The following is a 24,915-nucleotide window of genomic DNA, read 5'->3' as shown; positions in this document are numbered from 1 at the left end:
ATCTCCTTTTATTGTTAAAGTTTGCGTGGCGAAGTTTTAACCGGAGCTAAAACATCTGTGAATCGTTATGCTGTGTTGTGTCTCGACAACAACCCAATCAGTGCTGAACAGTTTCGATTGGAGCTGTCTGCCTTCTCAAGTAAGTTTGATATTTTTTCTGTCGAATCGATAGAAGAGGCTCAAAGCGCTTTAGAGTATCTAGAAGAAAGAGAACAGACTGTTGCTTTAGTTATAGCGAGCCATCACGCTCATTTTAACGGCGTGGATTTTCTTATTGGTTTAGACCGGATGCCACATACCGAGCAAGCAAGAAAAATTCTTATTAGCTGCTCGTCTGATATAGAGGCAATTCTCACTGCCGTTAATGAGGGCAGGCTCGACCACTGCCTCACTAAACCTTTGCCAGATCACGTCTTATTTAACACAGTGCAAAAAGAGCTGACCCAATTTATCTTGCGAAATGGCAAAGAAGACCTGCTAAGTTACAGTCAGATATTGGATCATCACAGCTTGTTGCGAGCGCACATCAATAACCAGATGAGCCATTATCAAGCCGGATTCTTACACGACTACCACTCGATGTCTGATGCCGAGTTAGCCGAGCAAGTGATCTCCGCTCTCCAGCAATTTTTTAAAGATAATGACGAAACAAGAGCGTGCCGTACATACTCACCTGAACACTTGTTAACCGTGGAAGGCGAGCCAAATAGCTTTTTGTGGTTTATCACCGAAGGTGAAGTGGCTCTGTACAAGCGCGATGAGCAAGGCATGCAGCGAGAGGTTGTACGCCATAACAAAGGGAATATTGTCGGAGGCATGTCGTTTGTTACTGGGGAATGTTCTTTCTCGACAGCTCTGACACTAACCAAAACAGAAGTTATCAAACTCGATCGCAACGTATTCAATAAAGTGATGCAAAGCGACTCAAACTTACTGCCTCTTTTTACAAACTTGCTCTTACGCCACTTCAACCGCCGATTGCAAAGAAGCATCAACACCAAACTGCAACTTCAAAAAACGCTCGAATCTTTAGAATCAGCCCACCAGCAGCTCATTGAAAGAGAAAAAATGGCGATGCTTGGCCAATTGGTTGCGGGAGTGGCACACGAACTAAACAATCCAGTAGCCGCGATATTAAGGGGCGTAGAGAATTTAACGCATACGCTAGAACGATTACTTAACGATGCGCCCAGTTCCGATATACAAAGCAAAGGCATTGAATTACTGAGCAAAGCGCAAACCTCAAAACCCGCTTCAACCGCTGAGCTCAGATCACGCGTAAAAGCGCTTAGCCATACTCTTCCAGACCGAGCATTGGCAAAAAAAGTGGTGAGCCTTGGATTAGAGTCCGATCAAGAGCTACTTACCCAACTAACGAGAAAGCAGCAAGCGTCTTATCATGCTCTCAATACACTAGAGCAATACCACAAAGCAGGTTCTACACTTCGCTCAATTAATGTCTGTGCAGCACGAATTGCTGATATGGTAAAAAGCCTGAAAGGATATGCTCGGTCAGATGATGAAACCCTGCACTATGCTGATATTCATGAAGGTATTGAAGACACCTTGGTGATTTTCGAGAACAAATTAAAAATGCACCAAGTTTCAACCGACTATGCAAACTTGCCTTCCATCCTTTGTCAACCGATCGCACTCCAACAGGTGTGGACGAACTTGGTCTCTAACGCCATTGACGCATTTCCAGAAAAAGGGGTGTTAAACATACAAACACGCCTTGTAGAAAAAGAGCACACACATTATGCCGTTATCTCATTTGAAGATAATGGATGTGGCATTCCTGAGTCGCAAAGAGACGCCATTTTCGAGCTGAACTTCACCACAAAAAAAGAAGGTAACTTTGGCTTAGGCATCGGGCTGTCCATCTGCCAGCAAATCGTAACAGCACACAGAGGGTGGATTGACGTCGAATCAGAGATCGGCCAGTTCACACGAATGACCGTCTGGTTACCAGTCATCGAAAAAGGAGATGAAACATGACCAAGTATCTAATTTTATGTGTCGATGACGAACGAGAAGTCTTGGATAGCGTGCTCCAAGATCTTGCTCCCTTCGAGGAGAACTTTGTCGTCGAAGGAGCGGAATCGGTGACTGAAGCTCGGCAGGTGATTGAGGAGATGGCGGAAGAAGAAGTTCAGCTTGCGCTCATTTTATGTGACCACATTATGCCGGAACAAACTGGGATCAGCTTCTTAATCGAACTCAGTCAAAATGGTGACACAAAAGCAGCGCGCAAAGTTTTACTCACAGGACAAGCTGGTTTGGAAGACACCGTAGAAGCCGTAAATAACGCGAGTCTCGATTATTACATTGCCAAACCTTGGAAAGGCGAAGCATTGAGAAAAGCAATCGTGTCTCAGCTTACCGCGTTTGTGATTGAGAATGATGATAACCTGCTATCCTGGACTCAAATCCTTGATTCTGAGGCAATCCTCAACGCCATGGCAGAAAGAAGAGCAAGCTTTGGCGAGTAATAAAGTGTTTGGTTCTAACTTGAACTCAACGATGCTCATTGCACCACCTAACCTCGCATAGTCGAATGAGGTTAGAAAAACATCGTTACTTGTCCGAGTGAAATTCTCGGACACTACGTATATGGCGTAGTTTTTGCTTAAACCAAGGAACTATTAAGTTAATTGACAAAACATCGACACATTTTTGTTGGTCGTGGACCTTCCTTTTTATTATGATGTCGGACAAATCAGATTACGGTTCAAGTGGTTGCTTGAATCCATGGAAATAATGAACAAGGTTTATCGTTAGTTATGCGTAAAACACTATTAGCCGCTGCCTTACTAGTGGCATCAAGCCATGCCCTAGCTGCAAACGATCGCAATGCGCCAGCAACTATGAGCAACTTTAGCTACGACTATTTCGAAGCACGTATTGGCGCAAGTCCTGTGACATTTGGTGCTGGATTCAGCAAATCAATTCACCCGAACGCGCATGTTATTGCTCGTATTGACTCTGAGTTTGAAAGTGATTTTGACTCAGCTGCAGGCTTTGGCTTCCATTCTCCGCTAAACAACTGGGCAGATCTTACTGGTGAAATGCTAATGCGCGTTGTGCAACCTTCGAATGAGAGCAGCACAGATGTTGGTATGGAGCTTAACTTAGGTGTTCGCCAATGGTTGGGCCCTCAATTAGAAGTAGGCGGCAAAGTCGGCTACGTTTCTATCGATAACGATGACGATTGGACTGGCTCTGCCTACGCTCGATTCCACTCAACAGAGCTTTTCTCTTTGGGTGCTGAAGCTCGTATCAACGATTTTTACGGTGATCAGGTAATGTTCACTACGCGTTTTAAGTTTTAAGATTTGTGCTGTAAGAAAAGAGCAAATTAAAAAAACAAAAACCGAGGTCTCTGCCTCGGTTTTTTTGTCTAATTTAATGACTAACTCAATGAAGTGGTAAAAAACTTCAACGTCCTTTTTCCGCTTTTCACACTTGCTTTTACGACCCGCTAACTCCATCGAAACGAGTCAATCATTGTGCGATCAGCTTCGCTTAGTCACACAGTGCCAATAACTGTTTTTTACGCGGCTCTTGGATCAGTTTCCAATGTACGCCATCAGTTGCACCAGCAAATTTCCACAGTAGCTTTACATCAACATCATTACCGTAAGCCGTTTTAACTTTGTTGAAGACTTTTACAGGTCCAAGTTCTAAAAAGGTTTCTACGTCATCAACACCGGCTTTCTTGACCATACGTTCAAGGGTTAGTTGCATGTTGGGTAAGTCTCTTAAGCGTCTACTGGCAGAGGACTTTTGATATTTCCGTTCCTTAATTGAGTATTCAATTGATTTCTGTACCAGTTCATCAAGCCCTACATATCCGGATTCGAATAAATCGGTTACATCATAATAATTTACGGTTGCCGTCGTCTGTTTTTTGACGTGCTTATACTTCTCACAGCTCAGTTGAGTAAACACTTCATCTAGCCCATTACCACCACGTAAGTAGCAGCAATCATTGCTGACAAGCGCAAACATAGCATCATCGGTGAATAAACCAATACCACCGAACATAGAACGTTTTTGGTACTCACTGAAGGTGCGTACATATTTAAAAAAAGCTTGGTCTGTCATGTCCATTGACCTCTTTAATCTGAATAAATTACCCCGATTAGCGATGTCACCAGATAAACAGCAGCTTATAGCGAATTATAAATGTCGATTTGTTGGCGATATTTTTGTGAGTTGTGCTCACCAACTTGCTTAATCATACTTAACGTTGAAAAATAAGTTAGGACATAGGTCACATATAAAAAAGTATAAATTCTGCATACGTGATTAGTTTCACACTTATTGTTTGTGTGGTGATATTTTTTTGACGCATAGCATGCCTAAAACACGCCATCATTATGATCTCGCTGGCAATTACGGGCACATAATACGCATTTAATTGATAAAGAATACGCTGTAAGGGTACACTGTACGAAAGATCTCAAGTACAGCGTCACAATGGAACATTTATCATTTTTTTGGCTGCCAAATAATAAAGATAAGCTTATCAACGCACTGGAATCCGAGTTTGCTCAGCTGGTAGAACAGTCCATCGCCACGGGTAAGATTTCGTTACCTCCTATTCCTGATGTCGTGCTTAAAATTCAGCAGTTATGTGTCGAAGAACACACCACGATTGCCGATGTTGCTAACTGTTTATTGGAAGATCCCGGATTAGCAGCGGTCGTTTTACGAGTCGCTAACTCTGTGATTTTCAATCGCAGAAATATCACCTGCAACGACTTAACTACAGCGGTATCTCGTCTCGGAATACTTCGTGTACGTGATATTGTTACCGCACAAGCGATTGAGCAACTTAAACACTCAGTTAATCTCACTAAAGAATGCAATGCCATCTTGGTGAAGAGTGCCGCGATATCTCGTGAGCTCGGTGCCGTCATGGTGATGTTGGTTCAATCGTTTCGTAGCCACGAGCCAGGCACTTATGGCCATCTAGAGCAAGAAAAGGCGTTATTGGTCGGTCTATTAGCCGATATTGGGTTATTTTGCCTAATTAATGAGTACCACTTGTACTTAGATAGGGGCAATTACTTAGACCCAGATATTGCATTGCAGATCTTCCAAACACGTTGTTCTGCCACAAGTAAACTGGTACTTGAGCGTTGGGGGTTTGACAACGACTTTAGAGAAGTATCCTCAAATGAAAAATACGAGTTAACGCGACCAGAAGTGAGTTATCTCGACATCGCTAGAATTGCGCATCATTTATTGATGTTCCGCAATCACGATGAACGCATTGACGAACATGAAGTTGAATTCAACTTAACTGGTGCAGAAGTCTTGTATGAACTTAGTAACATGAGTGATACTGACTTCAATGATCAAATCCGTGCTGTACTCAATGCTAGCGGTTTGTAATTTATCGCTTTCTGATAATACCTTATCCGTGATAAAACGATTCGCTCAAGGCTGAGCTGTGTGTGGTGAAATGTCTTTAATTTCAACCGATAGATAATTTGATTTATGCGTGTTGATGTTATCTCAAAAAGGAATCATTGAGCTTTATGTTTTCAGGGATGCTATTTATTTTCGCTCCGCTTGTGGTGGGGTATCTAATTCCTATATCTCGATCTTCGTTATTGGAGAAGATCAATCAGTCAACGTCCTACCTTATTTACGTCATTTTGTCGTTGATGGGTCTTAGCTTGGCGGCGCTCGATAATTTAAGCAGCAACTTACAAAGTATTCTCCTCTATGCGAGTACGTTTTTTTTGTGTCTAAGTGCCTGCAACCTGTTGGCTCTGCCTATTATTGATAAAATTATTCCACTCCAGACCAATCAGAATCAAAAGAAGCTACCGTTATCTTCGATGGCTTTAGAGTCTGTTAAGCTTATCGTGGTCGTTGGCGGAGGGTTAGTGGTTGGCCTGCTGTTACCCATTGATTTGAGTTGGGTAGATACAGCAAGCGAATGGATACTCTTTCTACTTCTATTTTTTATTGGTATTCAGCTGCGCAATAGTGGACTTACTCTGCGTCAAATCCTATTAAATAAACAAGGAATGGCCATTGCGGCTGTTGTCATCGCAACATGTATGCTTGGTGGCGTTCTTGCAGCGGTGCTTTTGGATCTTCCTCTTTATCAAGCACTCGCAATGGCTTCAGGTTTTGGCTGGTATTCCCTCGCAGGTATTTTAATGGGTGACGCTTTTGGTCCGGTATTTGGTGGCGCGTCGTTCTTGATTGAATTGATGAGAGAGCTAGTCGCACTGGTTGCCATTCCTCTCTTTATTCGTAGCTATCCGTGCACCGCAATTGGTTATGCCGGTGCAACAGCAATGGACTTCACCCTACCCGTTATTCAAACCACCGGTGGTGTGCGTTGTGTTCCTGTTGCTATCGTTAGCGGCTTTATTTTGAGTTTATTGGTACCAGTTATGATGCTTTTCTTTGTATCACTTGCTAGCTAGATCTCAGGTTTTCGCTTTAACATCCATTACAATACGGCAAAAATTTAAATACCCAGTTAACGTCAAAGTGGTCAATATTTTTTGGCAAGACCCCTCTTTCTTTTCGTCATTCAGCCCAACGATTTGTCACGACCAAATAGAAAGAAGGGAGAAACATCAACTGATGTGCATTGCGTTAATAAAGGGATAACAACCAGAAGGAAGAAGAATGAAACGCTTTGTCGTTGCAGCGCTCCTCGCTACAAGCTCAACTTTTACGCTTGCCGCAGATCAACAATGTCTTGCTAGCAAATACGATGGCTACGTCGATGCCTCACTACAGTGGTATCAAGATCTAGTTGATTTGACGGTTACCCAATATCCAGATCTGAAAGAAGTTAGCCAATGGTTCTTGGATGGACGTAAACATCACTTTGAATTAAACCGCGAAGCGGTTCACTACTTTCTAGAGAACGACCCTAGCCGCGTTGCGACGGAACAGCCAATCGAAGCATGGTTAAAACTAGAGCAACATGACGTTAAGCAGTTAGCGAGCCGAAGCGATAAGTTAGGTGAAGTTGCAAAACAGACATTTAGCGACCGTCAATCAACTAACCACCCAAAAAACTACGAGCTTCGTTCAGCATTCGCTGATCTGCTTAGTCATCCCCAACAAATTGATACCGCACTTAATAAGTACAATCAGTCAATAGAAAAGATTGAAAAGCAGAAATGTGACTAAAGTTGCTCGCATTAGTCGTTGATTAGCATTCAAAAACACTAGAATGTTTTAACGTACTCAATCTAGAATTTTTTAATGTGAATATCGTAACCTTCACCTAAAATTTTCATTTCTACAACTTGGGTTTCAACAATTAAAACGGGACTTTGCGCCCGTTTTAGTTTAGATTGTGCCGCTCGCATTACCAAAATAACTACAAAGATTCTTTGCTATGGTTAAGGAACAAAAAACCGCTGATGTTAGCTTTGAGAGCTTGCTAAAGATCTTCACTGTCCCAGAAGGTCCGGACTCAACGTTAACTAAAATTGACGAGAGCCTCTCGCGAAATCTAAATCAATTTCTTCGTGAACACATCGTGGCAGAAGAAAAGCCTTTACGCGAAATCGAAAAAGACTTTTCTTCTGCTCAGATTCCTGAGCAGCCAGAGTTCGTGTCAGATCATACAGAGCACTTACTCGACACTTTGGTGTCGCACTCAGTTCACACATCTTCACCAAGCTTCATTGGTCATATGACATCGGCACTGCCTTATTTCTTGATGCCACTGTCAAAGATCATGATCGCCTTAAACCAAAACCTGGTAAAAATAGAGACTTCCAAAGCCTTTACGCCACTTGAGCGTCAAGTTTTGGGTATGCTGCATCGCTTGATATATGGTCAGAATGATACGTTTTACAATCAGTGGATGCACAGTGCAAACCACTCATTAGGCGCATTTTGTTCCGGCGGCACCATTGCCAATATCACTGCGCTTTGGGTAGCACGTAACAAAGCGTTAAGAGCCAATGGCTCATTTAAAGGCGTGGAAAAGGAAGGCCTTTTTAAAGCCATGAAGCACTATGGCTATGATGGCTTAGCGGTGCTAGTGTCTGAGCGTGGTCACTACTCCCTTAAGAAAGCAGCCGATGTATTAGGGCTAGGCCAAGAGGGTTTGGTTGCGGTTAAAACCGATACCAACAACCGTATTGTTATCGACGACCTGAAAGCGAAAATTGTTGAGCTCGAAAAACAAAACATCAAGCCTATTGCTGTTATTGGTGTGGCTGGCACAACAGAGACAGGTAATGTTGATCCATTGCCTGAAATCGCTGAAGTCTGCCAAGCTCACGGCTGTCACTTCCATGTGGATGCCGCATGGGGTGGCGCAACACTGATGTCTAACCATCACCGTCATCTTCTTAAAGGTGTGGAAATGGCAGACTCAGTAACTATTGATGCACACAAGCAGCTCTATATCCCGATGGGCGCTGGTATGGTTCTGTTCAAAGACCCTGACGCAATGAAATCCATAGAGCATCACGCTCAATATATATTGCGCAAAGGTTCAAAAGACCTAGGCAGCCATACACTAGAAGGCTCACGTTCGGGCATGGCGATGTTGGTCTACGCCGCAATGCACATCATAAGTCGCCCAGGTTACGAGCTTCTGATTGACCAAAGCATTGAAAAGGCTCGATACTTTGCGGATTTAATCAAACAGCAAGATGATTTCGAGTTAGTTTCTGAACCAGAGCTTTGTCTGCTCACATACCGTTATTTGCCGCCATTCATCCGTGAAGCATTAGCACAAGCAGAAGGCTCACAAAAAGAACAACTGAATGAGCTGATCAATGAGTTAACACAGTTTATTCAAAAGCGTCAGCGCGAAACGGGCAAATCGTTCGTTTCACGTACAAGACTGAACCCAGACCAATGGCAACGCATGAATACGATAGTGTTTCGAGTGGTTTTGGCAAATCCACTGACCACAAAAGAAATTTTGAGCTCAGTGCTTGATGAACAACGCGAAATCGCCAAGCAAGCACCAAATTTGATGAAAAGAATTCAACAGCTGGTTGTTGATATTCAATCGTCTTAACAGCCAGATCGAGTTACATCAATTTGAAATTTTTTTTCGTTTTGATGTAACTCAAACATCATTATCGTGCGACTAGCGCAACAAAACTTCGTTTACACATCCAATTCTGTAGTTTTTACAACATTTTGTTTGAGGCCTGTCAAATTCTCACTAAATAGTACCCGTTATTGGTTTAGACTGATTGAAGATCAGGTTTATACTGATTCTATGGCGCTGGTTGTTTTCGTTAACGCCCCACTCTACTCCGGAATCTTCGTGTTTCCTTTCGTTAGCAGAGCCAGCGAGTTGTTCTCTATACCCTCGTGAACACTATGAATACATTAGAAAAAATTCAAAAAAACCTGGAGAATTTCAGTAAGTCAGAGCGCAAAGTTGCGGAAGTAATTATGGCGTCTCCACAAACTGCAATTCATTCAAGCATTGCAACGCTGGCTAAAATGGCCGACGTTAGTGAGCCCACTGTAAACCGCTTCTGTCGTCGTCTGGACACCAAGGGCTTTCCAGATTTTAAGCTTCACTTGGCACAGAGCCTAGCCAACGGCACCCCTTACGTTAACCGTAATGTGGAAGAAGACGATGGCCCGGACGCGTACACCCATAAGATTTTCGAATCGACGATGGCGTGTTTAGATGTCGCGAAAAATAGCCTAGATCCAATGCAAGTGAACCGTGCGGTCGATTTGCTAACGCAAGCGAAGCGCATTTCATTCTTTGGCCTTGGTGCATCATCTTCTGTTGCCCGAGACGCACAAAACAAGTTTATTCGCTTTAATATTCCAATTACTTGTTTTGAAGATATTGTTATGCAGCGCATGAGTTGTATCAACTGCAGTGATAATGATGTTGTGGTTCTTATTTCTCATACCGGTCGAACAAAGAGTCAGGTAGAAATAGCGAACCTTGCTCGTGAAAATGGCGCAACGGTTATTGCGATTACAGCGAAGGATTCTCCTCTAGAAAAGGCAAGCTCGCTGGCCATCACGCTCGATATTCCAGAAGATACCGACGTTTACATGCCAATGGCGAGCCGAGTTGTACAAATGACAGTGATTGATGTGCTAGCAACTGGCTTCACTCTTCGCCGTGGTACTGGTTTCCGTGAGAACCTAAAACGCGTAAAAGATGCGTTGAAAGACAGTCGCTATGACAAACTAAGCCAGTACTAAGCACTAAAGCTTAGTCAATACTTTATCTAGGGGAGCTCAAGGCTCCCCTTTTGTTTTAATGCAGCTAAGGGAGCAATCATCCTAAGTCGTTGACACTCGATAAGTCCGTTCTTGATTCCAGTACTTCAACAGAACTGACATGTTGTGCACTCTCAGCTGCGCACTCTCCGCTACAATCACAGACTTGCTGCAATATGTAAATCAAACGTTCCTGATTCAGGGGTAAAGGATTCCCTTTGATTGCCATTGATTTAAGCGCATCATTCGCCACTTGCTCAAAAGAGGTTTGGCATACTCCAAATTGAGCCAGTAGCGGTAACGCTAGCTTATCTAGCACCATATTGACCCAAAGAATTCCATCGTGTTCGTTCGCGTTTACTCGCTCAGTGACTAATTGGGCCAGCTTGCGATAACGACTTATCACATCATTCCTACCCGCGAGTTTAGCGGCGTTAATGTTCTCCTGCATCACGTGTGGAGCTAGGCGAGCCGTAATAATGCTATGGGGGGCGTCTAACTTGCCTCCTAACGCCGATGCTAACCCATGAGCGGCACCTAATTTGGCATTAGTAATCGCCATACCACCAAGCAATGCAGCGAACGATAAATCAGAGCGCGCCTTATGATTATCTTGCTTACAAGCGGCAACCACTGAACGGCTTAAACGGCGTAGCCCCTCTTCGCAGACCATATCAGTAAGAGGGTTTGGCTCACCACACACATACGCTTCCATTAAATGAGTGAACGCATCCATTGCGCCACGTCCAGATGTGTATTGGTCGGTCCCGTAAGTAAGTGTCGGGTCTACAATGGCAACGTCTGCGAGCATATCAGGGCTTCGAAGACTCACTTTCACTTTATCTTGTCCAGATTTCAGCACAGCATTTCTGGTCACTTCTGAACCGGTGCTTGCTGTCGTAGGAATTGCAATAAAATGAAGAGGCTTTGCTTTTAAAGGGACGCTTCTTCCTACCACTTCTACGTAATCGTAAACATTGCCTTGATTGGGAATAATGGCAGCTAAGGCTTTGCCCATATCGATGACGCTGCCACCACCTATCGCAACCACCATATCAGGTTGGAATTTTCTACCGAGCACTGCGGTCTCTTCTACCATCGTGATGTATGGTTCACCAACGATAGCTACGTGCTGGTAACGCATATTTTGAGCTTTAAGATATTGGATAATGGGGGCGGCTCGTTGGGTATCCTGCCCAGTAACCAGCAAAACACTGTAGCCAAATTGGTTAATAACGGACAATGAAGATTGAAGTGCACCTTCACCAAATATAATCCTTGTTGCAGTCATAAACTGAAACATACACACCCTCCCAAAAGAATATACCCAAATAACCTCTCGCCCTCTGATTTAACACTTATGTAAGAGTTGAAGTTATTTGCGTATAGCCAAAATAGATTGCTATTTTTTTAAACAAAAAAAATTGACCAATTCCACCTTGCCATCATTAACCCTTTAGAATGTATGTTTTTTATGCGTCACTTCACATACTTCAGAGCCGTAAAATAAGAACGCGCGTTTAGTTTTTATTCGATAGATTTCACCTATAGAACCAAGAGGTAATTGCCGCTTTATTTCCGTATCTGGATCGGGCATAGTTACTCCAACAAAAGAAAGCGCACTCAGCCGCTATGTTTTGTACGCTTTCAAAAAAGAATAGATTTAGGAGAAATAAGATTATGTTCGTTGTTATCTTTGGTCGCCCTGCATGTCCTTTCTGTGTTCGTGCAAAAGAGCACGCAGAAACGCTAAAAGCAAAACGTGATGACTTCAACTACCGTTACGTTGATATTCACGCTGAAGGTATTTCTAAAGCAGATCTTGAGAAAACTGTTGGTAAACCAGTTGAAACCGTTCCTCAGATCTTTATCGACCAAGAGCACATCGGTGGCTGCGACGAGTTCGAAGCATACGCGAAAGAGCACCTAGGTCTATTTGACGAGTAATAAAGACTGTTTTCAAAAAAGCCGCTTCATGCGGCTTTTTTATTATTTTTCAGCTGGTTATTACGTTAAGTCAACTAATGGTAAAACCTAAAAAAATTCACTTATCTTTTTGCTATATTTAGTTACAATTCACAGTTCTTAATCTTTTTTGGCACACACTCTACCGAGCCACACAGTGAACATAGACGTCGTATACCTTCTCGAACAAAACCCTATCCTTCTAATCTTCGTCGTATTAGCCATTGGCCTTGCCATCGGAAAAATTCGATTTGGCAAATTACAATTAGGCAACTCTATTGGCGTTCTTATTACCTCTTTGGTTATGGGCCACCTTGGTTTCTCATTTAATGCAGAAGCTTTAACCATTGGCTTTATGCTGTTTATCTACTGCGTTGGCATTGAAGCTGGACCAAACTTTTTTGGTATATTCTTCAGAGATGGTAAGCATTATTTTATTTTAAGCATGACTGTTCTCGTGTCTGCGGTCAGCTTAACGTATGGTTTGAGTCACTATTTCGGCCTCGATTTTGGCTTATCCGCCGGTATGATGGCAGGCGCATTGACCGCAACGCCAGTACTGGTTGGTGCACAAGATGCTCTTAACTCTGGCCTTGCGACTATACCGCGGAATATGGAATTTTCTCTGGTATTAGAAAATCTATCCGTAGGCTACGCGATGGCTTATCTGGTCGGCTTAATTAGCATGATCATGTTTGCTAAATTGTTGCCAAAACTGCAAAAACAAAACCTTTCTGATTCCGCGCAGCAAATCGCACAAGAGCGTGGCCTTGGAAATTCAAGCCAGAGAAAAGTGTATTTACCCATTATTCGAGCTTACCGAGTGGGCTCAGAGCTAATTGACTGGACTGATGGTAAAAACTTACGAGAACTGGGGATTTATCGTCAAACTGGCTGTTACATTGAACGAATCCGCCGCAATGGTATTCTCGCCCACCCAGATGGTGATGCTATCTTGCAAGAGGGAGATGAAATTGCATTGGTTGGCTTCCCTGACAGCCATGCTCGATTAGACCCTAGCTTCCGTAATGGTAAAGAAGTATTCGACCGTAACTTGCTTGATTTACGCATCGTTGAAGAAGAAATCGTCGTAAAAAGTGACGCTATCGCTGGTAAACGTTTATCGGATTTGAATTTGTCTGAGTTTGGCTGTTTCTTAAACCGCGTAGTTCGCGCTCAGATTGAAATGCCTATGGACTTAGACATTGTGCTCGCTAAAGGGGACGTCCTTCAAGTGAGCGGCGAGAAAAGCCGAGTACATGGACTGGCGGAAAAAATCGGTTTCATCTCGATCCACAGTCAAATGGCCGATTTGCTCGCTTTTTGTAGCTTCTTTATTTTGGGTATTCTGTTTGGCCTCATCACAATGACGTTCGGTCAGGTGTCTTTCAGTTTGGGTAATGCGGTGGGTCTTCTGTTATCCGGTATTACGCTTGGTTTTTTACGAGCAAATCACCCTACTTTCGGTTATGTCCCACAAGGGGCGCTGAATATGGTCAAAGATCTAGGGTTAATGTTCTTTATGGTGGGAATTGGTCTAAGTGCAGGTGGAAAGATGTTCGAGCACCTAACGCAAGTAGGTCCAAAAGTCATTGGTTTGGCATTTATTGTCAGTGTCGTGCCTGTAGTTCTGGCTTACTTAGTTGGCGCACACGTACTCAAGATGAACCGTGCCCTGCTCTTCGGTGCCATTATTGGCGCCCGTACTTGCGCTCCAGCTATGGATGTCGTTAACGACTACGCTAAGTCCACCATCCCTGCCCTTGGTTATGCGGGTACCTATGCGATTGCGAATATTTTAATGACGCTAGCTGGTACGATTCTGATAATACTAAGTTAATACTCACTTTGACTATGAAATACAGAAAGGCGCTCAATGAGCGCCTTTTGTTTATTGGTTATCTAGTCTGTGATTAGATTTGAATGAAGTCTGCTTCAACTGCTGGATTCACATCCGCTTCGTAATCTACGCCTTCAACGCCGAAACCAAATAGTTTCAAGAACTCTTCTTTGTACTCAACGTAGTCAGTCAGCTCTTTTAGATTCTCAGTCGTAATTTGAGGCCATAGCTCACGACAGTGCTGCTGAATGTCGTCACGAAGTTCCCAGTCATCCAGACGTAGGCGGTTCATCTCATCAACTTCTGCCGCGCTACCGTCTTCTTTGTATAAACGTTGGCTGAACATACGGTAAATTTGTTCCATACAGCCTTCGTGTACACCTTCTTCGCGCATTTTCTTGAATACCATTGCGATGTACAGTGGCATAACAGGAATTGCAGAACTCGCCTGAGTTACAACAGATTTAAGTACCGCAACATTGGCACTGCCGCCTGTTGCTGCTAACTTGTCGTTTAGCGCTTTCGCTGCACGGTCTAGGTCCATTTTTGCTTTACCTAGTGCACCATCCCAATAAATTGGCCAAGTTAGCTCAGTACCAATGTAGCTGTACGCGACGGTCTTACAACCTTCAGCAAGAACACCAGCATCAGACAAGGCATTGATCCAAAGTTCCCAATCTTCACCGCCCATTACAGTGACAGTGTCTTTGATTTCTTCTTCTGTTGCAGGCTCAACGCTAGCTTCGATGATCACATCTTTGTTGGTATCAACAGCCGTTGATGTGTAAGTTTCACCGATAGGTTTAAGAGATGAACGAACTAATTCACCAGTTTCTGGCATTTTACGTACTGGAGATGCCAGTGAGTAAACCACCATATCGATTTGACCTAAGTCTTCTTTGATCAGCTCGATAGTTTTCTGTTTCGCTTCATTTGAGAAAGCGTCGCCGTTTAAGCTTTTTGCGTACAGACCTTCTTCACGCGCTAGCTTTTCAAAAGCAGCTGCATTGTAAAAACCTGCTGTACCTGGTTTCTTCTCAGTACCTTCTTTTTCGAAGAAAACACCGATAGTTGATGCACCGCCACCAAATGCCGCAGCGATACGAGAAGATAGACCGTAGCCACTTGATGCACCAACAACAAGAACACGCTTAGGTGCGTTTTTGATTGGACCTTGCGCTTTGGTGTACGCAATTTGTTCTTTTACGTTAGCTTCACAACCAACAGGGTGCGTTGTAGTACAGATAAATCCACGAATTCTAGGTTTGATGATCATATTCAACTTCCTTTAAAAAACCTTGTTAGGATAAAAGTTTCGTTGGGATTTCGCATCTAATTTCTGTAAAAATGCTCTTAAAAGGCAAGTGGTTGGAGCACTATCCCACCATCCACTCCCCAAGAATACAAAAAAGCACCTCATTGAGGTGCTTTTCTTAACATTAGTTGTCTATTATGCCGCCGGATTCAACTGCGACTTTTTTGGGCTATGAGTTCGCACTTCAGAAAAGTCATGACTAAAGTGGTCAACTTGAATCGCCTTGTAGCGTAATTTATCTGCAGCCATGATTTGATCAATTTCTTGTTCAGTTAACACGCCTGCTTCAAATGCTTGCTGCAAACGATCATGTAGCAGACCTTTACGAGCCACTTTACCATCCTTCGCAGCCTTCATAAGTTTACGCTCCAAAGGTTTAATGTCGTACATTGCAAGGAATGCATTCTCCATTAAGCCTACGCTGTCATCCTCTGATTTTCCGATGTAGCACAGATGCGTGAGGCGATCACGTTGCGCGCCTGGTGTCATCATCGCTTCAGCCAAATTCACACACAGCTCATCACTTGGCTTATTGAAATGATTACCAAGCGGGAACAATAGCCCCTTAAGCACACCGCCAACGTATTTCACAGGGAAGTTGGTGTAAGCCTCATTTAATGACTTAGAAGCGTTATACAAACAGTGTTGAACAGCGTAATGAACGAAGTCTAGATCGCCTTGTTGACGGCCTTCATCTTCATACTTTTTCAAGGCAGCAGATGCCATGTATAGATAGCTTAATCCATCACCCAAACGTGCGGAGATCATTTCTTTACGCTTCAAGTCTCCACCTAAGGTTAACATCGCAAAGTCTGCACTTACTGCAAGTGCACGACTGAGACGAGTAATGTCTTTGTAGTATTGCTGCGTTGGGCCACTCATGTGCGCGTTAACAAATCGAGAACCAGTTAGTGCTGCACCAAATGCACCGAATGTATTACCGAGCGCGTGCTTGATGTGTTTAAAGAGTAAGTTGTCAAATTCTTTCGCACCTTGTTCAGAATCTGGATTCGCCGCGGATTCCATTTCTTTTAGAACATATGGGTGACATCGAGTCGCACCTTGACCAAAAATCATCAGGTTACGAGTCAGGATATTCGCGCCTTCAACGGTGATAGCAACCGGGATACCAAGGTAATGTTTAGCAAGATAGTTCATTGGGCCATCTTGAATCGCACGACCCGCATGGATATCAAACGAATCATTTAGAATGGTACGCGCGATTTCTGTCATGTGGTACTTGGCAATCGCGGTTACAATCCCAGGTTTTTCTTTCATATCGAGAGAAGTCGTCGTTAGCGTACGCGTCGCTTCTAGTAGGTAAGTAAGACCACCAATGCGCCCCATTGCTTCTGCAACACCTTCAAACTTACCGATCGACATTCCAAACTGTTTACGCACGTAAGCATAAGCACCTGTTGTACGTGTAGTAAGGTGACCAATCGCTGTGCCAAGCGCTGGAAGAGAGATACCACGACCAGCAGAAAGACACTCAACCAGCATACGCCAACCTTTACCTGCGTAATCAGCGCCACCGATCAACCAGTCCATAGGGATGAAGACATCTTCACCACGAGTTGGGCCATTCATGAACGCAGACCCCAGAGGATCATGGCGCTCGCCTATCTCGACACCTTCATGGTCAGCGGGAATCAACGCACATGTAATGCCAACCTCTTTCTTGTCACCAAGTAGCCCTTCAGGATCCTGCAGTTTAAATGCTAACCCGAGCACTGTCGCAACTGGCGCAAGCGTGATGTAGCGTTTATTCCAACTAACTCGCACGCCAAGCACTTCTTTGCCTTCATGGGTGCCGTAACAAACCACGCCTTGATCAGGTATGCCACCTGCATCAGAACCCGCTTCAGGGCCAGTTAGGGCGAAACAAGGGATGTCTGTACCATCAGCTAAACGAGGCAACCAGTAATCTTTTTGCTCTTGCGTACCATAGTGCGATAGCAGCTCACCAGGGCCAAGAGAGTTCGGTACCATTACCGATACCGCGGTACTGATACTTCGAGTCGCAATACGAGAAACAATGGTTGAGTTCGCCAAAGCGGAAAATTCACGACCACCATATGCTTTCGAGATGATCAAAGAGAAAAATCGCTCTTTACGTAGGTACTCCCATACTTCAGGCGGTAAATCCCTGTCTTCTTTGACAATCTTCTGGTCATCAAGCATTTCTAGCAGGGTTTCAAGCTCATTATCCATAAATGACTGCTCTTCTGCCGTCAGTGTAGGCGTTGGATAATGATGCAATGTTGTGAAGTTTGGCTTGCCTGAGAATAGTTCGGCATCCCACCATACACTACCCGCTTCCATCGCCTCTTTCTCGGTGCTAGACAGAGGTGGCAATACTTTTTTGAACACTTTAAAAGCCGGGTCACTAATCCATTTTCTTCGTAGAGAGCTCATAGTTCAGATCCTTTTGTTCACGTAACCGCTCGGGGTATAATCTTATTATTGGTTTAACTTTCTTATTTGTCTTATGCCAACTGCTTTGCTGACATTCCTGCTGACAAATATGGAATCAGTAAATCGACGACAGATTTCACATCGACTTCCTTTTCAAACTTACTTTCTGCCAGCTCCGAAAGAGCCTGGCTTGAAGCCATCGTAAATACACAGGTTCCTAACGTGAAGTGCAATCGCCAAAACAACTGTTCTTCACATAGTTCCGGGTTCGCCTTCATTATCGAGAAAGTGAAAAGGTTCAGTACCTCTTCGTATCTGGTGGTAATGAACCAGCGTAGATGACCTTGAACGTCTGTATAACCGCGGCCAATTAACAACATAAATAGCGCAGTACCATTTGGGCGTACATCATTTAATGTACGTAAAGGTAATCGCAATGACTCAAAGACATCGTCCATGTTGTAGCTATCGCGCGTGTTTAACTCAATTAATGACGTCTTAATGCTCGGCATAAGTGCTTCTAAATACCTATCTAAAACCGCTCTAACCAGCGTTTTTTTATCGCCAAAGTGATAGTTTACCGATGCTAAGTTAACGTTAGCTTTACCTGTTATCGTTCTTAGCGAAGTATCATTAAAGCCATGTTCAGCAAAGAGTCCTTCTGCGACATCGAGTATTTTTTCTTTTGTTGATGTTCTCGGGGCCATTTTAATCACTCGTATTAAACAACTGTTTGAAAATATACTCCCGAAACTTAAGATTAACAAATGATTAACATCACACTTTAACCAATTGGTCTGACCAGACAGTAAAAGGTGTGATCTAATCTTTTGAAATTCAATCGAATACTCCAGTGAAGCTTGTCAGAAGAAAACGATCAAATTTCTCAGTCCATCGCAATTGAAACGCTAACAATAGCCTTGGCGGCTCGGAGTGAGCGACGAGAGTATGAAATACATCTTCGGTTCTAGGGGAGATAAAATGAGAAACACAGAAGTTAGTAACTTCGCCAAGTTGTTAATCCATCTCGATTTTTCTATTACTTTCGGGTGTGTAAGAAGCTAGAAAGCATTAAGTAGAAATTTTTTGAAAAAAAATGGAACTGTTTGGAAAAGGCTCGGTCTGAATATACGTAACAGTTAGGGCATTTGAAGTTTCACTGGCCGTCAAACTTGTTTCCATCTAATTGTTACGTTGCTGCTTTTTTCTTATTAACTCCTATGTTTGTATCCGCCCAGTCAAATTTTCGGCTGGGCTTTTTTTCGCCTATAGATTTACCAAGCGCCTCTTTCGATGATTTGCCCTAACTCCATAAGCTAGACCTTAGTTGGTCACAAAAGTAATCACCCTGAAGTGGTTGATGTGCCGATCTGCAGATATAAAAAAGCCTCCCGAATGGGAGGCTTTATTAAACAGTGTGTGTATCTTACGCTTGCGCTTTCTTAGGCAAAGAAAAGTGCAGTAACGCGTAGCCAAGTAACGCGGCTGTCGTCGAGCCCATTAAGATGCCTAGTCGAGCATAGGTATCAAACTCAGGGCTTACATTTCCAAACGCTAAAGAGGAAATGAATATAGACATTGTAAAACCGATACCGCACAACACAGATACCGCAAAGATATGTTTGAAGTTAATGCCTTCCGGTAGCTTAGCTACACCCATTTTCACAGCTGCCCAACTAAAGGTGAAGATACCTAGAGGCTTACCAACCAGTAGCCCCAAAGCAATACCTAATGGCAGCATTGAAGTTAGGCCTGACATCGATACGCCTTCTAGCGAAATCCCCGCATTTGCAAATGCGAATAGAGGTAAGATACCAAATGCCACGTATGGATGAAGTGCGTGCTCCATGTGCTTAAGTGGGGAATGTTCGCCCTGTTTACCCTTAAGAGGAATAGCAAAGCCGATCACTACGCCTGCAAGTGTTGCGTGAACACCAGATTTAAGTACCGCAAACCATAAGATCGCGCCGACTATCATGTATGGCGTCAGTTTCGTTACTTCCTTCGCATTCAACATGAACAGGACACCAGTCATGATGAAGCCAACAAGCAGCGCCATGCTAGAAAGATCACCTGTGTAAAACAGTGCAATAATAACAACCACGCCTAAATCGTCGATGATAGCGAGAGCTAACAAAAATACTTTAAGGCTTACTGGTACGCGCTTACCTAGTAGCGCCATGATACCTAGAGCAAATGCAATATCCGTCGCAGCTGGAATGGCCCAGCCAGAAACCGCCTCTGGGTCGTTAGCATTAAACGCAACGTAAATAAGAGCAGGGGCTAACATACCACCAACCGCTGCAATCGCAGGGAAAATTGCGGTTTCTTTTGATTTTAGCGCTCCTTCAAGTAGCTCTCGCTTCACTTCAAGGCCAATAAGTAAGAAGAAAACAGCCATTAGGCCGTCATTAATCCAGTGAGAAACTGACATACCGAATACATAAGTATGCAGTACAGATTGATAAGTTTCGCCCAGCGGTGAGTTAGCAATGGTCATCGCAATTGCCGCTGCAATTACGAGAAGAATACCACCTGCTGATTCCATTTTGAAAAAGTCACGAATGACATCGTTCATGGTTTCGTCCTTATATTTATTATCTTAATAAACGATTAACAAAGAGTGATAAGAGTGTATAGCTGTCGAAAACTTTAGAATAATCGCTTCTTCAGAGTATAAACTTCGGTTTTTTCGATGTTAAGTTTACTATACATCGTATTTTCCAACATGACACTCAATTTTGATCGGAGATCGTATTTGTTTTTGTCGCACCAAATATTTATCAAGATGATGAGAAAATCAGCATAACACGGCTTGTACCATCATGATAACCCCGTACTTTTGAGAAAAAGCTAGGAAGCTTCGCGCACTAAAAAACCACCCGTAGGGGGTGGTTTTCTTCACAACTCAATAGCCTGTCAGCTGCATAAAGCCCCAAGCCTCATTGGAGCCGGAGGCTAAAGTAGGCCCTTCCCAGTAAGGTATTACAAAGGGTAGCCACATATCTGACTTGATAATGCGGGTAGTCAAATTAATTTGATGCTTCGGAATATTGATAATCCATTGCAAAGGTAACCTTCTTCCATTGGATAAACTGGTCACTTGCATTGGCTTGATACTGATATCATCGTCTGAGAGGTTGATGACTTTACCTGAGCGTGTCGACAACGTGCCAAACACGTGCGGTGTTTGCCCATGGTGACGATAACGGCTAACAGTTAATGCTCGACCATCATCTAAATTGAAAACAAACCAATCCCAGCCTTGTTGCCCCTCACCAATTAAGCCGCTGCCCCACTCTTTTTGCGCCCAAGCAGAACCCGTCACTGAGAATCGCTTACCATTTAAGCTTAAGCTGCCTTTTACTTTTAAAAATGGAGCACTGAAGCTGAAAGAAGCAACAGATTGCAACGCATGTTTAACTTGGAAGCCTTTGTCTCCATTCACCACAAAGGGGCCGCTTGTCATGGTATTGAGCTCAAGTCCAAACGTATCAGTATTCACATTCAAGTTGCCCGGGAAAGGCGTCGCACCGAGTGATCGCCAAGTCCAATTATCAATCCATAACCTGAAAGGACGATTGATCATACCAGCTTGGCCTATCCCACCTCTAGCTACCCGTTGCTCTTTCCATACATGCGAGCCATGACTGACGACAACATGTGAAATGTACAATTGAGGGTTCTGCCAACCGCTGGTTTCTCGCTCGTCCGTCGCAACCCTGAAATAGCTCCATTGAACATTGTAGATCTTGCCTTGCTCATCTTTTAAATTCGCAAAGTAGTGCCACCATTCATGCTGATACTCGGGATGAAAGCGAAAGTCTGAGGGTAAAGAGACATGCTCGTTAGGTAGTACAGGCTCGAAAATCGTTTGATTTTCACGCGTTAAGATAGAATCAAGTTCGCTTTCTCGTGTTGCTGTCGCCTCTAACCAAAAAGTTGAGTAAAAAGCAGCCCCAGTCAGAAAAGCGAACGTAACAACAATGAGCGTTGAAACCAACAAGCGTTTTTTAGAGCCCATTTTTTTCATTACAACGCGTCCCTTAATGACTTCATCGGTGTACTTTTGATCATTCTAATAACTGGCAATGCGCCAGCAACCATGATGGCAAGCATCGCCCAAGCAATGGTTTGAGCATACTCCCATGGAATCGTTTGAAGCTCTAGAGACCAGCCAAATGATTGCTTAATGATAATATCAACGATCAAATGTGCGAGCGCCAAGCCGAGCGGCACTGCAATAATCGCAGAAATGGCTCCGAAGACGAATAGCTGCAAACCACCTAATACGACAAGTTCTTTTCCGGACACACCCATGCACCTTAATAAGGAAAAATGCCGCTGCCGTGAAAGTTCTCCTGCCAACGTCGCAAAGAATAAACCAAACACGGCAATAATCAGCGTGATATTGCCCAAGGTTCCTGCTATAGCAAAGGTATGATCAAACACTCTCATTGCTTGGCTATAAATATTACCGTTATCAAACACACGATCTTGCGGAAGACGGAATACATTCTCTAAGCGATTTTTCAGCCCTTCTCCATTGACGTTATCTTTTAATACTACGCCAAGACCAACATTACCCGTACCTGCAAATGCATACAGCCAATTCCGGTGCGACATCATCACCTGGTTATATGGGTTTCCATAATCGTAGTAAACGCCTACGACTTGCCAATCACCGCCAAGCGGTTCTTGCAAGTTAATGAAATCGCCAGGGCGGATATCCAGCTTCAAGGCCATCGACTCACTGACCATTAAGCTCTTGGTAGCGTGCAGTTGATACCAGTAATTTGGGACACCTAACTTGACGGTAAGTGAGTCTAACTCACCTTCAGAAGAGCCCGTACTCACAACTTGCAGAGCACCATGCTCGGTCGGCATATCTTTTTCCCAGCGCCACCAAACCGAGTTCACCTCTGGCTGATTCTGGAGCCATGCGCTCATCCTAGCGGCTGAATTGTTGGTCGGATAGATGTACACATCAGCCGCTAATCGCTGATTTAGCCACTTATCGGTTGTATCTCGAAAGCTTCCGACCATCGTTTCTACACCAATGTTTGCCGCCAGCGCTAACATAAACGCCATCGTAGCCACACCGCGATAGCTCATGCTCGCTGCTGCATCAGCAAAAAACCAACGGACACGAACCCATCGCATGGTATAAGAAAAACTTTGGAACATATGCCACATAATAAATGGCATAAACAACGCCACACTAACCAACATCAGAGCAATAATAGCAAAGCCGGTTTCTTGTATTTTCGGGGCCTGATATACCGCTATTGCAGCGACACAAAACGCACACGCCGCAAGCGCCTGCCAAGAGAACTCTCTTCCAGCAAATCGCATTAGCGACAGTCGAGAAGAAAGGCGGATTGGTTGTGACTTCAACAAACGGATTAATGGCCACAGACACGATATCAACGCACCCATCGCTGCCATGATTAGACTGTATAAGCTAGATTGCCATGACCATCCTATGGTTAAGCCTACGTTGGCATCATACAAATCACTCAGGCTCGAAGACACTGCTGGGATAAGTTCATTTGCTAAGATCAAGCCAAAAAAGTTACCACACGCCCACGCAATAAAGACGAGCAAAGACAACTCTAGTAATAAAGCTTGCGCTAACTGTGTTCCGTTAACACCAGTCTGTCTCAAAATACCTACCAAACGTTGTCGCTGGATGAAAGACAGAGACATCGCTTGATAAAAAATAAACAACCCGACCAAAAACGACAGCATTCCCATCGCGGTGAGATTCATATGGAATGCGTTAGTTAGCGACTCAAGCTCTGTACGCGTATTCCTAACGAGCGTCATTCCGTTTGGCAGCATGTTTTTCAGTGCTATTAGCTTTTCCCCTGGCATTTCACCACAAGAAATCGCAGACAAACCTGAGCTCCGCTTGAGCATACGCAACAACGATATATCAGTAACCAGCCGAGTACCCGAAAGCATCTTGTCCTTATCTACTTGAATAGGCCCAAGACGGCTTCCGTCATTCATCTCAATGAAGTCCCCATCCTGCCAACTCATGTAAGCGGCCAAATCTTGACTAACAAGAATAGGATAAGGAGGCTTCATTAGTGATAAAACAGGCATCTCACCTAGCGATTTTCCTTGTTGTAGTGGGATCATCGCGACAGGATCTATCCCCACCAACATCAGACTCATATCGGTCTTGGCATCTAGATGAAGCACATCAAACGGTGCACATTGGTTAAACCCAGCTCGACGTAACTGAATATAGAAACCTTGAGGAATTTTATTGGCAGAGTGCTTCGTTCGGATTCGGTATGGCAAAGGATTAGAGAAAAGTTTTTCCCCAGTTGCATAACTTTGTTTTGCATGCTGGTTGATAGAAGTAACACCAACAAGGAGGGACACGCCTAAAGTTAATCCCAGCCAGACAAGAATAATTTGTAGAGGGTAACGACGGTAATGACCGAGTAGTGCCTTAACTACGGGCCATAACATGTAGCTGCCCTCCTTGAAGTCGAATCTTTCCTTCCATATGGGCGGCCACTTTTTCACTGTGCGTCACTAACAGCAAAGTACACTCCAATTGGCGAGCGAGACTCGTTAATAAGCGCATTACTGCTTCTGCGTTTCGCTCGTCTAGGCTACCAGTTGGCTCATCAGCAAGCAGGATTTTGGGTTCCATATAAAGGGCGCGAGCAATCGCCGCACGTTGTTGCTGACCACCAGACGCCTCTTCCGGATAACGTCCTAGCAATGGCATTAAGTCCAAAGCAGAAAGAATTTGACGCCACAACTCTTTATCTTCCGGCAGACCTTTTAACTGACGACAAAAACGAATATTGTCGGCAATATTAAGTGTAGGAAGCAGGTTGAATTGTTGGAAGATATTACCAATATTGTTGCGGCGATAAAGGGTTCTTAAATGCTCCGGTGCTTCATGCATAGCAAAATTTGGAAACTGCACTTCACCAGAGTCGGCAGTATCTAATCCGGCGATTAAATTCAGCAGAGTACTTTTACCCGAACCACTTTCTCCCATCAGAGCGACTTGGTCACCTTGCTGCAATGTTAATTCTGCCCCTTGTAATACAGGGTGAAACTCTCCCCCGTCTACATAGCCTTTACATAGGTCTGACAGTTTTAACATTGATTATGCCGCTCGGATGGT

Annotated in this window: 19 protein-coding genes; 10 read left to right on the top strand and 9 right to left on the bottom strand. The window is 43.9% G+C overall.

The window, feature by feature from the left end; genetic code table 11:
- The first annotated feature begins 57 nt into the window (after positions 1-57).
- The 3 genes from R7Z78_RS04850 to R7Z78_RS04840 all read left to right on the top strand — a co-directional run bounded on the left by R7Z78_RS04850 (position 58) and on the right by R7Z78_RS04840 (position 3,332).
- Complete coding sequence (locus R7Z78_RS04850) at positions 58-1,998, top strand: ATP-binding protein (RefSeq protein ID WP_104975248.1); 1,941 nt, start codon at positions 58-60, stop codon at positions 1,996-1,998.
- Positions 1,995-2,492, top strand: coding sequence for a response regulator (locus R7Z78_RS04845; RefSeq protein WP_005378005.1), 498 nt, complete (start codon positions 1,995-1,997; stop codon positions 2,490-2,492). The genes R7Z78_RS04850 and R7Z78_RS04845 overlap by 4 nt, the downstream gene beginning before the upstream one ends.
- A 291-nt stretch (positions 2,493-2,783) precedes the next feature.
- The gene (locus tag R7Z78_RS04840; RefSeq protein ID WP_005378006.1) at positions 2,784-3,332 is read left to right on the top strand and encodes a hypothetical protein; all 549 of its coding nucleotides are present in this window, start codon (positions 2,784-2,786) and stop codon (positions 3,330-3,332) included.
- A gap of 193 nt (positions 3,333-3,525) precedes the next feature.
- Here the strand turns inward: R7Z78_RS04840 and R7Z78_RS04835 are convergent, their stop codons facing one another.
- On the bottom strand, positions 3,526-4,113 hold the full coding sequence (locus tag R7Z78_RS04835; protein ID WP_005378007.1) for a TfoX/Sxy family DNA transformation protein: 588 nt from the start codon (positions 4,111-4,113) through the stop codon (positions 3,526-3,528).
- A gap of 369 nt (positions 4,114-4,482) precedes the next feature.
- Here R7Z78_RS04835 and R7Z78_RS04830 point away from each other — a divergent pair, with 369 nt between their 5' ends.
- The 5 genes from R7Z78_RS04830 to R7Z78_RS04810 all read left to right on the top strand — a co-directional run bounded on the left by R7Z78_RS04830 (position 4,483) and on the right by R7Z78_RS04810 (position 10,200).
- Positions 4,483-5,403: an HDOD domain-containing protein gene (locus tag R7Z78_RS04830; protein WP_005378009.1), complete on the top strand. Its 921-nt coding sequence runs from the start codon at positions 4,483-4,485 to the stop codon at positions 5,401-5,403.
- 146 nt (positions 5,404-5,549) lie between these two features.
- Positions 5,550-6,455, top strand: coding sequence for a lysine exporter LysO family protein (locus tag R7Z78_RS04825; RefSeq protein ID WP_005378011.1), 906 nt, complete (start codon positions 5,550-5,552; stop codon positions 6,453-6,455).
- A gap of 208 nt (positions 6,456-6,663) precedes the next feature.
- Positions 6,664-7,176 carry a hypothetical protein gene (locus R7Z78_RS04820; protein WP_104975247.1) on the top strand — a complete coding sequence of 171 codons (513 nt, stop codon included), beginning with the start codon at positions 6,664-6,666 and terminating at the stop codon, positions 7,174-7,176.
- Between the two features lie 211 nt (positions 7,177-7,387).
- Entirely contained in the window at positions 7,388-9,034 is a 1,647-nt protein-coding gene (panP, locus tag R7Z78_RS04815) for a pyridoxal-dependent aspartate 1-decarboxylase PanP (protein WP_104975246.1), read from the top strand.
- A 311-nt stretch (positions 9,035-9,345) separates the two neighbouring features.
- Complete coding sequence (locus R7Z78_RS04810) at positions 9,346-10,200, top strand: MurR/RpiR family transcriptional regulator (RefSeq protein ID WP_005378021.1); 855 nt, start codon at positions 9,346-9,348, stop codon at positions 10,198-10,200.
- A gap of 76 nt (positions 10,201-10,276) precedes the next feature.
- Here R7Z78_RS04810 and R7Z78_RS04805 read toward each other — a convergent pair whose 3' ends face one another.
- Positions 10,277-11,521, bottom strand: a complete 1,245-nt coding sequence (locus R7Z78_RS04805; RefSeq protein ID WP_104975245.1) for an iron-containing alcohol dehydrogenase — start codon at positions 11,519-11,521, stop codon at positions 10,277-10,279.
- A gap of 377 nt (positions 11,522-11,898) precedes the next feature.
- Here R7Z78_RS04805 and R7Z78_RS04800 point away from each other — a divergent pair, with 377 nt between their 5' ends.
- Both R7Z78_RS04800 and R7Z78_RS04795 read left to right on the top strand, forming a co-directional pair.
- Entirely contained in the window at positions 11,899-12,165 is a 267-nt protein-coding gene (locus R7Z78_RS04800; protein ID WP_005378026.1) for a GrxA family glutaredoxin, read from the top strand.
- 175 nt (positions 12,166-12,340) lie between these two features.
- Positions 12,341-14,023, top strand: a complete 1,683-nt coding sequence (locus R7Z78_RS04795; protein ID WP_104975244.1) for an aspartate:alanine antiporter — start codon at positions 12,341-12,343, stop codon at positions 14,021-14,023.
- 73 nt (positions 14,024-14,096) lie between these two features.
- On the opposite strand, the gene fabV is transcribed toward R7Z78_RS04795, so the two are convergent.
- The 7 genes from fabV to R7Z78_RS04760 all read right to left on the bottom strand — a co-directional run bounded on the left by fabV (position 14,097) and on the right by R7Z78_RS04760 (position 24,894).
- Positions 14,097-15,299 (bottom strand): enoyl-ACP reductase FabV, encoded by a 1,203-nt coding sequence (fabV, locus tag R7Z78_RS04790; protein WP_005388648.1) that lies wholly within the window; start codon positions 15,297-15,299, stop codon positions 14,097-14,099.
- A gap of 174 nt (positions 15,300-15,473) precedes the next feature.
- A complete protein-coding gene (locus R7Z78_RS04785) occupies positions 15,474-17,756 on the bottom strand; it encodes an acyl-CoA dehydrogenase (RefSeq protein ID WP_104975243.1) in 2,283 nt (760 codons plus the stop codon).
- Between the two features lie 71 nt (positions 17,757-17,827).
- Positions 17,828-18,463: a TetR/AcrR family transcriptional regulator gene (locus R7Z78_RS04780; RefSeq protein ID WP_005378033.1), complete on the bottom strand. Its 636-nt coding sequence runs from the start codon at positions 18,461-18,463 to the stop codon at positions 17,828-17,830.
- Between the two features lie 719 nt (positions 18,464-19,182).
- The gene (nhaA, locus tag R7Z78_RS04775) at positions 19,183-20,334 is read right to left on the bottom strand and encodes a Na+/H+ antiporter NhaA (RefSeq protein ID WP_005378034.1); all 1,152 of its coding nucleotides are present in this window, start codon (positions 20,332-20,334) and stop codon (positions 19,183-19,185) included.
- A gap of 330 nt (positions 20,335-20,664) precedes the next feature.
- On the bottom strand, positions 20,665-21,789 hold the full coding sequence (locus R7Z78_RS04770) for a lipocalin-like domain-containing protein (protein WP_085569574.1): 1,125 nt from the start codon (positions 21,787-21,789) through the stop codon (positions 20,665-20,667).
- Positions 21,789-24,242, bottom strand: coding sequence for an ABC transporter permease (locus R7Z78_RS04765; protein ID WP_169644482.1), 2,454 nt, complete (start codon positions 24,240-24,242; stop codon positions 21,789-21,791). The genes R7Z78_RS04770 and R7Z78_RS04765 overlap by 1 nt, the downstream gene beginning before the upstream one ends.
- On the bottom strand, positions 24,223-24,894 hold the full coding sequence (locus R7Z78_RS04760; RefSeq protein WP_005378040.1) for an ABC transporter ATP-binding protein: 672 nt from the start codon (positions 24,892-24,894) through the stop codon (positions 24,223-24,225). The genes R7Z78_RS04765 and R7Z78_RS04760 overlap by 20 nt, the downstream gene beginning before the upstream one ends.
- Between the last annotated feature and the right edge of the window lie 21 nt (positions 24,895-24,915).

Source organism: Vibrio sp. 1167 (assembly GCF_033340375.1).
Lineage (GTDB): Bacteria > Pseudomonadota > Gammaproteobacteria > Enterobacterales > Vibrionaceae > Vibrio > Vibrio alginolyticus.
The sequence above is the reverse complement of the archived record's forward strand: the minus strand, read 5'-3'. Positions and strand labels throughout refer to the sequence as shown.

Excerpts from the sequence above, each read along its gene's own strand:
- R7Z78_RS04845 (WP_005378005.1), top strand. The coding sequence starts at position 1,995 with ATGACCAAGTATCTAATTTTATGTGTCGATGACGAACGAGAAGTCTTG.
- R7Z78_RS04840 (WP_005378006.1), top strand. The coding sequence starts at position 2,784 with ATGCGTAAAACACTATTAGCCGCTGCCTTACTAGTGGCATCAAGCCAT.
- R7Z78_RS04835 (WP_005378007.1), bottom strand. The coding sequence starts at position 4,113 with ATGGACATGACAGACCAAGCTTTTTTTAAATATGTACGCACCTTCAGT.
- R7Z78_RS04830 (WP_005378009.1), top strand. The coding sequence starts at position 4,483 with ATGGAACATTTATCATTTTTTTGGCTGCCAAATAATAAAGATAAGCTT.
- R7Z78_RS04825 (WP_005378011.1), top strand. The coding sequence starts at position 5,550 with ATGTTTTCAGGGATGCTATTTATTTTCGCTCCGCTTGTGGTGGGGTAT.
- R7Z78_RS04820 (WP_104975247.1), top strand. The coding sequence starts at position 6,664 with ATGAAACGCTTTGTCGTTGCAGCGCTCCTCGCTACAAGCTCAACTTTT.
- panP (WP_104975246.1), top strand. The coding sequence starts at position 7,388 with ATGGTTAAGGAACAAAAAACCGCTGATGTTAGCTTTGAGAGCTTGCTA.
- R7Z78_RS04810 (WP_005378021.1), top strand. The coding sequence starts at position 9,346 with ATGAATACATTAGAAAAAATTCAAAAAAACCTGGAGAATTTCAGTAAG.
- R7Z78_RS04805 (WP_104975245.1), bottom strand. The coding sequence starts at position 11,521 with ATGTTTCAGTTTATGACTGCAACAAGGATTATATTTGGTGAAGGTGCA.
- R7Z78_RS04800 (WP_005378026.1), top strand. The coding sequence starts at position 11,899 with ATGTTCGTTGTTATCTTTGGTCGCCCTGCATGTCCTTTCTGTGTTCGT.
- fabV (WP_005388648.1), bottom strand. The coding sequence starts at position 15,299 with ATGATCATCAAACCTAGAATTCGTGGATTTATCTGTACTACAACGCAC.
- R7Z78_RS04785 (WP_104975243.1), bottom strand. The coding sequence starts at position 17,756 with ATGAGCTCTCTACGAAGAAAATGGATTAGTGACCCGGCTTTTAAAGTG.
- R7Z78_RS04780 (WP_005378033.1), bottom strand. The coding sequence starts at position 18,463 with ATGGCCCCGAGAACATCAACAAAAGAAAAAATACTCGATGTCGCAGAA.
- nhaA (WP_005378034.1), bottom strand. The coding sequence starts at position 20,334 with ATGAACGATGTCATTCGTGACTTTTTCAAAATGGAATCAGCAGGTGGT.
- R7Z78_RS04770 (WP_085569574.1), bottom strand. The coding sequence starts at position 21,789 with ATGAAAAAAATGGGCTCTAAAAAACGCTTGTTGGTTTCAACGCTCATT.
- R7Z78_RS04765 (WP_169644482.1), bottom strand. The coding sequence starts at position 24,242 with ATGTTATGGCCCGTAGTTAAGGCACTACTCGGTCATTACCGTCGTTAC.
- R7Z78_RS04760 (WP_005378040.1), bottom strand. The coding sequence starts at position 24,894 with ATGTTAAAACTGTCAGACCTATGTAAAGGCTATGTAGACGGGGGAGAG.